The organism is Stenotrophomonas sp. YJH_SMC_101-4 (assembly GCF_059370395.1).
On sequence record NZ_JCAFTP010000006.1, the window covers coordinates 163252 to 177653 of the forward strand.

Here is a 14402-nt window from a genome sequence, read left to right on the forward strand (position 1 = left end):
CGCCCCGAGGGGAATGAAGTTCGTTGCAAACTTCGGCGCCCAGGCCGCGCAGCGATGATGCGTGACACACCCTGAATGCCCCCGCCGATGCCAACGAAATCTGAAGCCCGCATCCGTATCCTTGTTCACTGGACGCAACCAACAGGGTGGATGGCTGTGGCACGACGTGGAACGCAGGGAGTACTGCTGGCCAGCCTGTTGCTGGCGGGCGTCGCGCAGGCGCAGCAGGCAGCGCCGGTAGCGGTGTCCGATCCTGTGCCCGCTCCCCCTGCTGATGCCCCGGCAGCACCTGCCGCGCCGATCTCCACCACCCTGCCGCAGGACAATGTCACCACCCTCGGCGAAGTGCGTGCGCTCAAGCCGGAAGACGAGCCGCTGGACCTGTACCGCTTCAAGAATCCGGTGAAGTTCGGCGACAACCGCTTCAGCCGCGACTGGAGCGAACCGCCCTCGCCGGAGCAGGTCAGCATGGGCGGCGGCTACATCATGATGGGCGTGGTCAAGGGGGTGATGGCGGCGGCCAAGGGGATCAACAAACTCACCGGCGGACCTGCGCAGATCCAGGCCGCCGTGGCGCGGCCACCGCCCGAGCTCAGTGCCGAGCAGCAGCAGCGTGCGCTGCGGTTCTCCCAGGAGCAGGATGCCGGTGATGCACCGCCGGTGAAGTAGGCCGGTATATCCTGCTGGCTCCCCCACCGGTAGGGCTGCCATGTTCCTGCGTTCGATCTGCCTGTTGGCCGCATTGCTGCCGGTCTCCGCCTTCGCGGATGGCATTGCCGATGATGGCGCCTGCCGCAATGGCGCGTTTCCCTCCGAACAGAGCCGGTTCGCCCTGGCGCGGGTGGTCGATGCACCACGTCTGTACCTGCTTGGCGACATGGACGGCTGCCCGGCCAAGGGCGAGCCGGCCTGCCGCCAGCGCAGCTATGTGGTCAATGGCGATACCGTGGTGACCGGGCGCGACCTGGGCCGCTATCGCTGCGCGTTCTTCCCGAACAAGGTGGGTGGCAGCGCCGGTTGGGTCGACCGCAGCAAGCTGCGGGCGTTGCCGGTGGTCGTGCCAGCGCTGCAGGATTGGGCGGGCGAGTGGAAGGATGGCGACAACGGCCTGAAGATCCGCGTGCAGGGCGGGCAACTTCATGTGGAGGGTGACGCCTACTGGCCCTCAGCCAACCCCACGCCGGAACAGCGTCCCTACGGGCCGAACATGGGCCAGGTGGAAGCGCGGGCGACGCCGCGTGGTGCTGATGTGGAATTCGTCGAGGACACCTGCAGGGTGCGAGTGCATTCGCTGGGTGAGGTGCTGATCGTGGCCGATAACAGCGAATGCGGTGGCATGAACGTGCGTTTCAACGGTGTGTACCGGCGAGCCGGAAAACGTTGAAGGGCGCATGAGGGATGGGGCCGGTAGATCCACGCCACGCGTGGATGCTGTGCGCGATCCAACCGCGGGGTCGGAGCCCTTTCGCGAACGAAAGGGATCCGACCCCAGGCTCAGCGCCGCCGCTCCAGCCACCACAGCAATGATGCGCACAACACGAACGCCAGCCACCACGGCCAGCGCGAGCCCGGCACGGGGTGCATCACCGACGCGTCTGCAGGCGTGCTGGCAGCCAACGCCTGCGTGGTCGCATCGATCATCGCCTGCCGATGCAGCGTCGGTGCATCCTTCGGGTCGAACACATAGCGCCAGACAACGCTGTCGCCACGCTGCAGGCGCTGCCAGCCTGCCTCACGGGGCCACCAGCCGGCGCAGCGCAGCGCCGATGTCGCGCCATCGACAATCAGGGGTACGGCGTCACCACGTTTGTTGAAGACCTGCAGCGGCGCTTGCACGCCACACAGCGCCTGCCGTTCGCCTGCCCAGCTGATCGGCTGCGGTGACCACAGCGCATCATCGCTGCTCTGTGCGCGCGCCAGCGTGGCCACCACGCTGCTCCAGAGTTCGCCATGGCGGTCATCGCGCCCGGCCAGCACCCAGCGCCAGCTGTCGGTCAGCGGCAGCAGGCCGATGCGGCCCCTGCCAACCGCGCGCCAGCCACCGATGGCATTGCCGGCACGATCGTGCAGCAGCGCGTTGCTGCCCGGCGGCTGCAACGCCAGTGCTTCCAGCGAAGGCAGCGCGGCACTGTGCGAGCTGCGATCGGCCTCTTCGCCGTAGCCGGTCGGCAACGTGCCGGCGGCAAGCGGGCCACGTCGTGCGGCGAGGATCGCGCTCTCGCCATCGCCGGTAAGTTCAAGGGTGCGGCTGCTGCCATCGCCCTGCACGGGCAGGCCCAGATCGCGGAGACGCTGGCGCGCACTGGCCGAAGGTGCGCCCGCGCTGCGGACCAGCACGCCCAATCCATCGCGCAGGGCCTGGCGCACGGCGGCCAGCTGGCCCGCACTCAATGCCGCCAGGCTGCGTTCGTCCAGCAGCAGCAGATCGCTGCGCGTCAGCGATGCTGCATCGATCAACACCGGGCCATCGCCAACGCTGAGTCCGGCCCCGGTATCCGCCTGCACCTGCACACGGATGCCGGCATCGGCCGCCCAGCGGCGCAGGTACTTCAGCTCTGGGCCCGGCGCACTGGCGCGCACCAGCAGGCGCAGCGGTGCGGCCGGCAGGGTCTGCTGCGGCACCGGTACGCTGTCCACCACATGGCCGTCGGCATCGAGCAGGCGCAGCTTGAACACGCTGCGGCCTTCGGCTCGGGCGATGCCGCTCAGCTGCACGCGGCCGTCGTCGGCAACGTCCGTGCGATCGACCACGCTGTCGGCCGGGTCGAGCAGTTCTGCTTTCGCCTTTGCCGCGCCACGCGCCTGGGCCACTACTTCGAAGCGTGCACCGGGAGCCACATCGGCCGGTGGTTGCAGCGCGATCCAGCCGCGCGGCTCCGGTGCAGCCTGCCAACGTACATCCGGTGGCAGCAGCGCGTCGCGGTCCCGTGCGGCCAGGCCCGCACCGACCAGCGTCAGCGTGGAGGCTGGATGCTGGCGCAGCGCGGTGGCCAGGTCGGGTACGCGCTGTGCGCCGGGCACATCGGCAGCTTCGGGTAACAGCAGCAGTGGGCCTTCGCTGGCCGGGAGTGCGCCAGCCCGGTCGGCATCGATTCCCAGCACGACCAACCCGCCTGCGGGCTGCTGGCGATTGGGGGGTACGAGGCAGAAATACAGCAGCATGGCAGCGGCGATCTGCAGCGCAATGCCGATCCAGCGGCGGCCTGGGTGCGTTGTGCTTCCACGCAACAGGCGCACGCTGGCGATGACCACGACCACAGCAAGTGCCAGCGCAATCCACAGGTTCGGGCTGGAGGGGGTCATGGCTGCGCCTCCAGCGCGTCGAGGTAGCGCTGGCCCATCGCATCGGCCGCACTGCGCCGCATCGCCTGCGGCAGTGGACGTTGCAGTGCCCGCCACAGCTGTGCGCGCAGGCGCAGGCGGCAGTCGTGGCAACCGGGCTCGATGCGCAGCTGCTCGATGGCGGCGGCCAGATCCAGTGCATCGGGCAGGTAGGCGGCGTTGCGCTGCTGCCAGGTCGCGAGCGCATCGAGATCCGGTGCGCCGTTGTCATCGCCGAGGCGTTGCCAGGCTTCAACAATGGCCGGGTCCGGCGGCGTGCGCGCGGCCAACGGCAGTTCACGACTGGCCAGTCCGGCGCGATCACCGCCGAGTCGACGGCCTTCATCAATCGGTGGCAGCTCCGGCCCGACCCGGGCCAGATAAATGCGTTCGGCCTGCTGCACCTGCTTGATGAAGCCCAGCGCCTTGTACGCGAAGGGCAATGCCTGTTCCGGACGGCCCTGGCGCAGCTCGCCTTCGGCCGACCACATCTGGTCCAGCGCGGCCTTCAACGTGGCGCGGGTCTGCGGATCGAGCAGAGTCGCCGCCTCGGCGTGGTCATGGGTGTGGCCATACTCGGAGAGCACGTCGGTGTCGCTGCCGAACACCGGTGGCGTATCGGCATTGGCCGGCTTGCCGCCGTGGTCGTGGCCATGCGCGTCGTGCGCGCCTGCATCGGCGCCATGGTCGTGCTCGTGCTCGTCGTCATGGTCGTGGTCGTGGTCGTCTGCGGCCGGCGTATCGCTGGTGGGCAGGTCGCTGGTCGGCGGTGGCTTCGGTGCGCCTTCGCTTTCCTCGCCCAGGAACTGGCCGTAGCGCAGGCGCAGGATGCGCTGGTCGACACCGATCGCATCGCTGCGCTTCACGAAGTCCTCGGCGGCCAGGCCGCGTCGCTGCCGGATCAACGCTTCGGCATCGATGATGATCTGCCGCTGGCTGCGGAAGTACGCAGGCAGGGTCTTCTTGATGCGGCCCTCGAGCTCTGCACCAAGCGCGACTTCGGCGCTGGGCAGGCGCAGGATCACGCTGCTGCTGCGCCCGGTCTGCGGCGTGGGTGCATGATTGTCGCGCACCTCCAGCTGGGCGATCACGTCGTTGCCGGGCTGCGCGCCCAGCGACGCCAGATCCAGGGTGTGGGCGAAACGCCGCGCGGTGGCTTCGCCGCTGCCGGCAAGCGTGACGCTGCGCTTCACGAAGGTGATGTTCTCACCGCTGCCCTGGGTGGTGGTGATCGACAGCGTTGCCTGCGCCGCGACACCGTAATCGTCGTTGGCTTCGAAGCGCAGTGCCCACTGTCGCTGCCCCGGCGTGCCCAGCACCAGGCTGGCCGTGGGCTCCAGTACGCGCACGCTGGGTGCACGGTCGGCCACCACATCCAGCCGATGCAGGCGGGTCTCTGCCAGTGCCGGTTCGCTCACCACGCGGTACAGCACCGGCGCGCGTGCCACATCCTGCGCCTGCCACTGTCCTTCGTGCTCGCTCAGCGGCAACCTGCGACCATCGTGGAACTGCAGCCATGCCTTGTCCGGTGCACGGTCGAAGCGTAGCGACCAGGACAGCCGGCTATCTGCGGCGACCTTGGCGTCCAGCGCATTCTGGGTAAGCGTGGCCTGGCCGGTATAGACCGGTGCGTCGATGCGCAGGCGGGTGGACTGCAGGCGTAGCGGGCCTGCGGCGGCCGTGCTGCCTGGCGCCGACGTGCGGACTGGCGCGGAACCGGGGTTCGAACGTGGCCAGCCGACTGCCAGCACAACAATGGCCAGGCCCGCGATCCAGCACAGCGCCAATGCCCCAGGCGGCCAGTGTGGACGCAGCTCCGGCATCGCACGTTCCAGCGTGGCCAGCACATGCGCACGCTGGCGCTGCTGTAGCGGATTGAGCGTGGCGGCATCGGCGAACAGCAGATCGGCACTGTCCTCGCTGGCACCGCTGCCATCAAGGTGGCGTTGCAGCCACTGCCGGTCCAGTTGGCGGGCATGCGCAGTGGCGAAGCCCGCACACGCGAGCAGGCTGATCGTACCGACGACGCAGGCGATATCGAAACCTGCCAGACGCAGGGCCAGCACCGCCGCAGCCAGCGCCCATGGCAGGCCCAGCAGCAGGGTGATGAGCGCACGGCGCCGGCGCGCACGTTGCCAGGCGTGCTGCAAGGTATTCATGCGGCCACCCTGCGGCGGGCGCTGCTGGCCATCCAGCGTTCCAGCGCGAACAGCAGCACGATGGCCAGCAACAGCCAAGGCGTCGGCTCACGCAGCGGTGGTGTTGCAGCAGGCAATGCGGCCCGCTGCGGTGCCTGGTCACGTGCATCGCCCAGGCGCGGAGCCGTGGGTGGCTGCAGCGCCAGCAGCAGGGCACGCGGCAACTTCGGATCGCGCAGCGCGGCGTTGCTCGTGGTATTCCAGTCGCCCGGCAGCGCCAGCAGATAGCCGTGGCCGACGCGTTGTTGCCACAGCAGCGGTGCGCCCTCCGCGTCGCGCAGCAGGATGCGGGCGTCGGCAGCGGGCTTGCCGGCGGTGATGACACGACCGCCGTCGCGCAGCCACGCCTGCCAGTTCGCCGGCAGTGCATCGCTGCGGCTCCACACGCCGATCTCGCCGCGTTCGGGCAGGGCATCCACCGACAGCGGAGCGAGCGGTGCCTGCACGCCCCACGCGCGCTGCAGTGCGTTCAACCAGTGCTGGGCAGTGGCGGATGCCTCGCCGTGCGCGCGCAGCTGCGGCAATGCCGCTGCAGTCTGCGGCGGTGTGACCGGCATCGGCTGCGTGTGCCATTGCACGTCGCGCGACAGCTGCAGGCGGGCGCCATCCAGGCCGGGCAGGGGTTCGGGAACGTGCACGACCAACGCGGTGCCCGCGGGCAGCTGTGCGTCCAGTTCGCGCAACAGGCTGGGCAGGGAGGCCCTGGCTGCGGGTGGCGCCTGTTCGATGGCGGGGAAGCCAGGTGCCAGCCAGTGCCAGTTGCGGTCCGCAGCGGTACCACGCAGTGCAGCAGCGTCCAGCCCAGGGGCCACCACCGTCCACGCATCGGAGGCGGGAGAGGGGCCGGTCAACGCAGGTCGTGCCAACAGCAGGGCCAGGGCGGCCAGCAGCAGCAGACGCACCAGCAGCAACGGCCAGTCATCGAAGCGGATGCGCTGGCGCGGCCGGATCTGTGCACGCAGCCAGCGCAGTGCAGCGAAATCCAGTGGCGTGTACGGATGGCGCCGGGCCAGGTGGATCAGCAGCGGCAGCAGCCCTGCGGCGAGCGCGGCCAGGCCGAGCGGGAACAGCAGGGTCATGCAGCGCCCCCACGGCCGAACAGCGCCTGCAGCGGCTGGTCCAACGGTTGGTCGAGCCAGCCGGTGGCACTGGCGATGCCGCTGGCCTGCAGGCGCGCACGTAATGCGCTGCGTGCGTCAGCGAAGCGCTGCAGGTAATCGGCGCGGATCGCCGCGCCGTCGCCCAACAGTTCCTCGCCGGTTTCCGGGTCGCGGAAGCGGTGGCCGGCGTCGAACGGGAAGTCGCGCTCGTCGGCGGTCAGGATCTGCAGCAGTGCCACTTCGCGGCGTGCGCTGGCCAGCTGTTCGAGCAACACGATGCCGGCGTCGTCGAAGCCATCACCGATTGCCAGCAGCAGGTCGCCCGGGCGCACGCGTTCCCACAGCGGGCGCAGGCGTTCGGCCGCAGGCCACCCACCGCGGGCCTGTAGGGCGTTCAGTTGCAGATGCACACGGTCGCGCTGGCGCGCGCCGTTCGCTGCTGGTACCAGCTGCAGGCCATCGCCACTGATTGCCAGCAGGCCAAAGCGGTCGCCCTGTTGCAGGGCCAGTTCAACCGCGCATGCGGCCACGCCGCACATGTGGTCCAGGCGCGTGCGTTGCGGCGCCGCGCGATCGGCCTGGCCGGCCGAGGCGGTGGCATCGAGCAGCAGCCAGACCGTGATCGGGCTTTCGCGTTCGGATTCGCGCACGAAAAAGCGGTCCGAGCGCGCGTACAGCTTCCAGTCGATCTGGCGCAGTTCGTCCCCGGGCTCGTAGGCTCGGTACTGAGCGAATTCGAGACCGGCACCGCGGCTGCGGCTGGCGTGCTGGCCGATGCCGCTCGCCCCGCTGGCCAGGCGCGGCCGCAACCGCAGCATGCGCAGGCGCGCACGCAGTTCCGGTGGCAACGTCAGCGGGGTACCGGCGTTCACGCGAGGATCAACCCGGGAACGGCACGGCCTGCAGCAGCGCAGCGACCACGTCGTCGGCACGCTTCTGCTCGGCCTCGGCGGCGAACGAGAGCAGCAGGCGATGGCGCATCACCGGCGCGGCCAGTGCCTGCACATCCTCGCGGGTGGCGGCGAACCGGCCCTGCAGCAGTGCGCGTGCTTTCGCCGCCAGCACCAGCGATTGCCCGGCGCGCGGGCCGGCGCCCCACTTCACCCATTGGTTGATGGCCGCCGGTGCGCCGTCGCCGGGGCGGCTGGCGCGCACCAGGCGGGTGATCCAGGCCAGCACATCCGGGCTGACATGCACCTGGCGTACCGCAGCCTGCAGCGCGATCACCGCCTCGGCGTCCATCACCTTCGGTACCGCGTCGGTGGTGCCGCCGGTGGTCTGTTCCAGGATCTGCCGCTCCTCGTCCTCGCTGGGGTAATCCACCAGCACATGCAGCAGGAAGCGGTCCAGCTGTGCTTCCGGCAGCGGGTAAGTACCCGCCTGCTCGATCGGATTCTGCGTGGCCAGCACGAAGAACGGCGCCGGCAGCGCGTAGGTGGTACCGGCGTAGCTGACCGTGCGTTCCTGCATCGCCTCCAGCAGCGCGGCCTGGGTCTTGGGCGGGGTGCGGTTGAGTTCGTCGGCCAGCAGCAGGTGGGTGAAGATCGGGCCCTGCTGGAAGCGGAAATGGCGATGACCCGTACCGTGGTCTTCCTCCAGCAGCTCGGTGCCGAGGATGTCGCTGGGCATCAGATCCGGGGTGAACTGCACGCGCCGGAACTGCAGCTCCAGTGCCTGGCCGAGCGAGCGCACCAGCAGGGTCTTGCCGAGCCCGGGCGCACCTTCCAGCAGGCAGTGGCCGCCGGCCAGCAGGCCGATCAGCAGCTGCTCGACCACGGTGTTCTGGCCCACCACGGCGCGTGCGAGCGCAGCGCGCAGATCGTGCATGCGCGGCAGCAGGGAATCGAGGTCGGGGGAGGTCATGGGCGTGCAGGTCCTATCAATTGTTCAACGCGTACATCACGATGTTGACGCCGAAGCGGGTGTTGTCCTCGGCCAGGAAGCGCTTGTTGCGCCAGTCGTAGTCCCACTCGCAGCCATAGTCCTTGTTGCTGTAGAGCAGGCCCAGGCGGCCGTCGACCTCGATGCCCTTCAGGTAGTCGTGCACCAGGTCGTCGCCCCAGCCGTTGAGCTCGAAGCTGGTGGCGGGCGGGCCGTCGGGGAAACGGAAGAAACTGCGGTACAGCGCGTGGCTGTTGGGCAGCTTCTGCAGTGCCTTCGGACCAAACAGGCGACCCATCTGCGCCTCGAATGAGGTGGCGAACAGGCCGTCGATGTCATGGTTGCAGTCGTCGACGAAGACGAAGCCGCCATTGCGAACATAGCGCACGAAGTTCTGCCGTTCGGCGGCGTTGAACTCCACCAGCGTGTGCCCCGCCAGGTAGCAGAACGGCGCCTCCAGCATGCGCGGGTCGGCCAGCGCCACCACGTGTTCCTGCGGGTCCACGCGCAGCGAGGTGTAGTCGATCAGTGAGGTGATCAGGTTGGACGGCATGCGCGCGTCCACGTCCCAGTCACCGGAGTCGTACTGCAGGCGGGTGAACCAGAAGTCGTAGCGCGAACTGCGCGGGCCCGCCTGCGCGAAGGCCGGCAGCGCCGCCGCCGAAGCGGCAGCGGCCAACCAGCGCAGGCAGGCCCGGCGATCCATCAGACCGCGTCGGACAGCGAGGTGAAGGTGAAATCGCGCAGCTTCATCGGCGGGATCATCATCACGTAGCTGGATTCATCACCGGCCACGCGCACCGGCTTGCCCAGCTCTTCGATGTTGTTGAGCATGATCACCGGCGACTCGTTGAAGCGGAAGTTCTTCACCGGGTGCTTGATCTGGCCGTTCTCGATGTAGAAGGTGCCGTCGCGGGTGAGGCCGGTCAGCAGCACGGTCTGCGGATCGACCATGCGGATGTACCAGGTACGGGTGACCAGGATGCCCTTCTGGGTGCCGCGCACCAGTTCGGCGGTGCTCTTGTCACCACCGCTCATCAGCAGGTTGCCCGGCGTGGCCTTGGCGGTCTTGCCCTGCTTCTGTGCCCAGAAGCGCGAGTAGTCCAGGTTGGCGATCTTGCCGTTCTCGATGATGGCCATGCGCTCGCGCGGCATGCCCTCGCCGTCCCACGGCAGCACCGGTGCGTCCGGATGCCACGGGTCGGCGATCATGGTCACGCGCGGGTCGTAGACCTGCTCGCCCAGCTTGTTGCCACCGCCCTTCTTCGACAGGAAGCTGCGGCCTTCATCGGCCGAGCGTGCGCTGAAGAAGTTCATCATGAAGCTGATCAGGCCCGCGGCCGCGGCGGGCTCCAGGATCACCGTGTACTTGCCCGGTTCCAGCGCCTTGGCTTCGGCCGATTCGGTGGCCTTGCGCATGGCGATGCGGATGTCCTGGTCGGCCTTGAAGTCGGCGGCATCCTTCAGGTTGCGGCCAACCCAGCCCGAACCACGGCCATCTTCGGTACGCACGGTGCAGGTGTAGTCGAAGTTGGTCGTGCGCTGGTAGGCGAAGTTGCCGTTGCTGTTGGCGGTGGCCTGGAAGCCCTGGCCGTCTTCAAGGAACCCGGCGGCGATCAGGCCGTGGCCACGGCAAGGAGCGATCGAATCGGCGGCGACCTTGGCGCGGAAGGCCGGATCGATGGCAGCGGTGGATTCGCTGAAGGTCGGGCTGGCGCGGTAGCTCTGCTTGCCGATGGCCGGCATGAACTCCGGATTCTCCGGCGCCAGCCGGGCCAGGTCCTCGGCACGGCGCACCACGCGTTCCAGCGCGGCGTCGTCGAACTCGTTGATCGAGGCCGTGCCGACGCGCTTGCCGAAGGCGACGGTGACCGCCAGCTCGGTGTTGTCGACGATGCCACTGGTGGAGACATTGTTCAGCGCGAAACGTATGTTGCCGCTGATCGCGCCGGCCAGCACGGCGGTGCACTCGTCGGCCTTGGACAGGGCGATGACCTTGTCGAGGATGGCCTTGGCCTGGGCTTCGGTGAAGATACTCATGGTGTAAGGGCTCCTGACCGGTCAGCCGAGGCTGCGTGCGGTGTTGATGACGTTGATGCCGTTGAAGCGCGCGGTTGACGAACCGTGCGAGACCGCCGAGACCTGGCCCGGCTGGCCCTTTCCGTCGAAGAACGAACCGCCCAGGCGGTAGTCACGCTCGTCGGCCACGGCGGTGCAGGCATTCCAGAACTCCGGCGTGCGGATCTGATAGGCCACGTCTTCCAGCATGCGGGTGATCTGGCCGTTCTTGATCTCGTAGAACAGCTGGCCGCCGAACTGCGCGTTGTAGCGCTGCTGGTCGATCGAGAACGAACCATCACCGATGATGTAGATGCCGTTCTCCACGTCCTTGATCAGGTCCGGCACGCTCAGCGGCTTCTTGCCCGGTGCCATCGACACGTTGGCCATGCGCTGGAACTGCACGCTGGACCACGAGTCGGCGTAGCAGCAGCCGTCGGACTCGGTCTTGCCGAGGATGTGCGCCTGGTCGCGGATGGTCTGGTAATCCACCAGCTTGCCATTGCTGATCAGGTCCCAGCGCTTGCACTTCACGCCTTCATCGTCGTACGCCACCGCGCCGAGGCTGCCCGGCTGGGTCTTGTCGGCGAAGATGTTGACCAACTCGCTGCCGTACTGGAAGCGCTGCTCGCGCTTGTCCAGGGTGGCGAAGCTGGTGCCGGCGTAGTTGGCCTCGTAGCCGAGCACGCGGTCCAGCTCCAGCGGATGGCCGATCGACTCATGGATGGTCAGCCAGGTATGCGACGGATCGAGTACCAGGTCGTACTTGCCGGGCTTGACCGACGGCGCATTCAGCTTCTCCTGCGCCTGCTTGGCCGCCGCGATGGCGTCTTCCTTCATGTCGTAGGACGAACCGTAGTTCACCACGCCGTTGGGCGTGAGCACCTTGCCGCTGGCGGCGCCGTCCAGGTACTCGTAGCCCAGGCCCATCGGCGAGGACAGGCCTTCGCGGGTACGGAACTTGCCGCTGGACTTGTCGATGGCGGTGATTGTCATCGGTGCCCAGATGCGATGCACATCCTGGTCGATGTAGGAACCATCAGTGGAGGCGAAGTACTTCTGCTCGTTGACCAGGAACAGCATCGAGTTGACGAAGCTGGCACCGGCGCCCATCGCCGCAGCGTTGACGTCCAGCAGCAGGCCGACCTTGTCCTTGATCGGCACCTCCATCGCATTCTTGCGGATCGGCGTGCGCCAGCTCACCTCACCGACGCCCGGCGCCTTGGCCAGCTGCACCGGTGCGGTCTGCACGCCGGCATTGGCCTTGGCGATCGCCGCGGCCTGCTGCGCGGCCCTGGCCACGTCGGCCGTACCCAGCGCATTGGTAGCCGCGAAGCCCCAGGCACCGTTGACGATCACGCGGATGCCCACGCCGGTGGACTCGGTGTTCACCACGTTCTGCACCTTGTCCTCGCGGGTGATCACGAACTGCCGCAGGTAGCGGCCGATGCGCACGTCGCAGTAGGTGGCGCCAGCGCTGCGTGCGGCCTGCAGGGCGGCGTCGGCCAGGCGCTTCTTCAGCCCCAGGTCCAGCGTGCTCTGCAGCTGTTCGGCGGCAATCGCCTTGCCGAAGAAGGAGGGCACGATCAGCCCACCCGCGGTAAGCCCGGTCAGGGCCAGGAAGTCACGTCTTTGCAAGGCTGCTCTCCATGTCGAAGGATGGGTGGCTCAAGCGCCGAGACTGCGCGCGGTGTTGATGATGTTGATGCCGTTGAAGCGGGTGGTGGACGAACCGTGCGAGACCGCCGAGACCTGGCCGGGCTGGCCCTTGCCATCGAAGAACGAACCGCCCAGGCGGAAATCGCGTTCATCGCAGATGGCGGTGCAGGCGTTCCAGAATTCCGGCGTGCGGATCTGGTAGGCCGCGTCCTCGACCATGCCGGCGATCTTCCCGTCCTTGATCTGGTAGTACAGCTGGCCGCCGAACTGCGCGTTGTAGCGCTGCTGGTCGATCGAATACGACCCGCGGCCATGGATGTAGATGCCGTTCTCCACGTCCTTGATCATGTCCTCGACGCTGAGTGGCTGTTTGCCCGGCGCCAGCGAGACATTGGCCATGCGCTGGAACTGCACGCTGGACCAGGAATCGGCATAGCTGCAGCCGTGCGACGCATCGCGTCCGAGGATGTGGGCTTCATCGCGGGTGGCCTGGTAATCGACCAGGATGCCGTCGCGCACCAGGTCCCAGCGCTGGGTCTTCACCCCTTCATCGTCGTAGCCGACCGCACCGAGGCTGCCCGGCTGGGTCTTGTCGGCGAAGAAAGTGACAATGTCGCTGCCCCAGCGGAAGCCGGCATCGCGCTTGTCCAGCGTGGCGAAGCTGGTGCCGGCGTAGTTGGCTTCGTAGCCGAGCACGCGGTCCAGCTCCAACGGGTGGCCGACGTTCTCGTGGATGGTCAGGAACAGGTTGGACGGGTCCAGCACCAGGTCGTACTTGCCGGGCTTCACCGACGGCGCCTTCAGTTTCTCGCGCGCGTGGCGCGCGGCGGCGATGGCGTCTTCGACCGGGTCGTAGGAATCGCGGTAGGCGGTGATGCCGCCGGGCAGCTGCACCTTGCCACGTGCCTCGCCATCGAGGAATTCGTAGCCCATGCCCATCGGCGAGGACAGGCCGGCGCGGGTGCGGAACTTGCCGCTGGCCTTGTCGATGGCGGTGGCGGTGAACGGCAGCCAGATACGGTGGATGTCTTGGTCGATGAACGAGCCGTCGCTGGAAGCGAAGTACTTCTGCTCGTTGACCAGGAACAGGGTGGAATTGATGTAGTCGGCGCCCGCATTCAGCGCGGCGGCATTGAGCGCCAGCAGCAGCTCGACCTTGTCCTGGATCGGCACCGCCATCGCGTTGCGGCGCACCGGCGTCTGCCAGCGCACCTCACCGACCGAGGGCGTCGGCGCCAGCTGCACCGGCCGGGTCTGGATGGTGGCGTTGGCACGGGCGATCGCCGCAGCCTGCTCGACCGCAGCGCGCACGGCGGCTTCGGTCTGCTGATGGGTGGCGGCGAATCCCCAGGCGCCGTTGACGATCACGCGCACGCCCACGCCGGACGACTCGCGGTTGGTCACATTGCCGACCTGGTGCTCGCGGGTGATGACCGACTGGTTGAGGTAGCGGCCGATGCGCACATCGCAGTAGCTGGCCTTGGCGCTGCGCGCGGTGGCCAGGGCGACCTCGGCCAGGCGCCGGCGCTGGGCGGTATCGACCGGCGCCAGCAGCTGCTCTGCGGCGATGGCACGGGAATGCGGCAGCAGCAGGCCTGCCAGGCCCAGACCGGAAAAAGCCAGGAACTCACGTCGTTGCACAGCGTTTCTCTCTCTCGCTTGCGTGCGGTTGGCAACGGGCCGGACCGATCACGTCAACTCCTCGACTTTCGCCAGCGCGGCGCGTCCGGGCAAGTGACTGCAGTCATGGTTGGTGGGGGTTTCGGCAGGGCTTGCAGCCCTGCACCTGCTTCAAGCCAGGGCAACGTCAACGTCAAAAGCGGGCATTCCGTGGGTGGGTGGGGCGGTGTCGGATTGCGGGGACGCCGTGAATCCGTCCATGGAGGCTTGGCAGCCGCATCCATGCGGCTGACACCCCGCACTCCGACACCGCCCCACCTTCGACAGATTTCGTGTGCTGTTGGTGGGTGTCGACCTTGGTCGACACAATCTGTCAGATATCGAAATGTATCCGGGGTCAGATCCGTTTTCCTGTGGAAAACGGATCTGACCCCAAGAGCCGTTCCAACAGACCGCAGGAAACCGTCGAAGGCGGGGTGGGTCCGGTTGCGGGGGCGTGAGCCGCATGGATGCGGCGACCGAGCCTCCATGGACGGATTTACGGCGTCCCCCGCAACCGGACCCA

The 14402-nt window shown here is 67.9% G+C and carries 11 protein-coding genes; 2 read left to right on the top strand and 9 right to left on the bottom strand.

Annotation, left to right across the window (positions count from 1 at the left end; genetic code table 11):
- The first annotated feature begins 150 nt into the window (after window positions 1-150).
- Both AC5P8D_RS19320 and AC5P8D_RS19325 read left to right on the top strand, forming a co-directional pair.
- On the top strand, window positions 151-669 hold the full coding sequence (locus AC5P8D_RS19320; RefSeq protein ID WP_019337489.1) for a hypothetical protein: 519 nt from the start codon (window positions 151-153) through the stop codon (window positions 667-669).
- A 40-nt stretch (window positions 670-709) separates the two neighbouring features.
- Window positions 710-1384, top strand: coding sequence for a hypothetical protein (locus AC5P8D_RS19325; protein ID WP_019337490.1), 675 nt, complete (start codon window positions 710-712; stop codon window positions 1382-1384).
- A 110-nt stretch (window positions 1385-1494) separates the two neighbouring features.
- On the opposite strand, the gene AC5P8D_RS19330 is transcribed toward AC5P8D_RS19325, so the two are convergent.
- From AC5P8D_RS19330 to AC5P8D_RS19370, 9 genes are read right to left on the bottom strand one after another with little or no spacing between them, the layout of a single operon-like run.
- Window positions 1495-3303, bottom strand: coding sequence for a hypothetical protein (locus AC5P8D_RS19330; RefSeq protein WP_317613827.1), 1809 nt, complete (start codon window positions 3301-3303; stop codon window positions 1495-1497).
- The gene (locus AC5P8D_RS19335) at window positions 3300-5480 is read right to left on the bottom strand and encodes a hypothetical protein (protein ID WP_331600864.1); all 2181 of its coding nucleotides are present in this window, start codon (window positions 5478-5480) and stop codon (window positions 3300-3302) included. The genes AC5P8D_RS19330 and AC5P8D_RS19335 overlap by 4 nt, the downstream gene beginning before the upstream one ends.
- Entirely contained in the window at window positions 5477-6598 is a 1122-nt protein-coding gene (locus AC5P8D_RS19340) for a BatA domain-containing protein (protein ID WP_495203577.1), read from the bottom strand. The genes AC5P8D_RS19335 and AC5P8D_RS19340 overlap by 4 nt, the downstream gene beginning before the upstream one ends.
- The gene (locus tag AC5P8D_RS19345) at window positions 6595-7491 is read right to left on the bottom strand and encodes a DUF58 domain-containing protein (RefSeq protein ID WP_495203578.1); all 897 of its coding nucleotides are present in this window, start codon (window positions 7489-7491) and stop codon (window positions 6595-6597) included. Before AC5P8D_RS19345 ends, AC5P8D_RS19340 begins: the two co-directional genes overlap by 4 nt.
- Window positions 7492-7498: 7 nt before the next feature.
- Window positions 7499-8482, bottom strand: coding sequence for an AAA family ATPase (locus tag AC5P8D_RS19350; protein WP_495203579.1), 984 nt, complete (start codon window positions 8480-8482; stop codon window positions 7499-7501).
- Window positions 8483-8498: 16 nt separating this feature from the next.
- Entirely contained in the window at window positions 8499-9206 is a 708-nt protein-coding gene (locus AC5P8D_RS19355; protein WP_012509667.1) for a DUF4159 domain-containing protein, read from the bottom strand.
- Window positions 9206-10540 carry a TldD/PmbA family protein gene (locus tag AC5P8D_RS19360; RefSeq protein ID WP_019336350.1) on the bottom strand — a complete coding sequence of 445 codons (1335 nt, stop codon included), beginning with the start codon at window positions 10538-10540 and terminating at the stop codon, window positions 9206-9208. The genes AC5P8D_RS19355 and AC5P8D_RS19360 overlap by 1 nt, the downstream gene beginning before the upstream one ends.
- Window positions 10541-10561: 21 nt before the next feature.
- Entirely contained in the window at window positions 10562-12196 is a 1635-nt protein-coding gene (locus tag AC5P8D_RS19365) for a TldD/PmbA family protein (protein ID WP_495203580.1), read from the bottom strand.
- 30 nt (window positions 12197-12226) lie between these two features.
- On the bottom strand, window positions 12227-13858 hold the full coding sequence (locus AC5P8D_RS19370; RefSeq protein ID WP_495203581.1) for a TldD/PmbA family protein: 1632 nt from the start codon (window positions 13856-13858) through the stop codon (window positions 12227-12229).
- Window positions 13859-14402 lie beyond the last annotated feature (544 nt).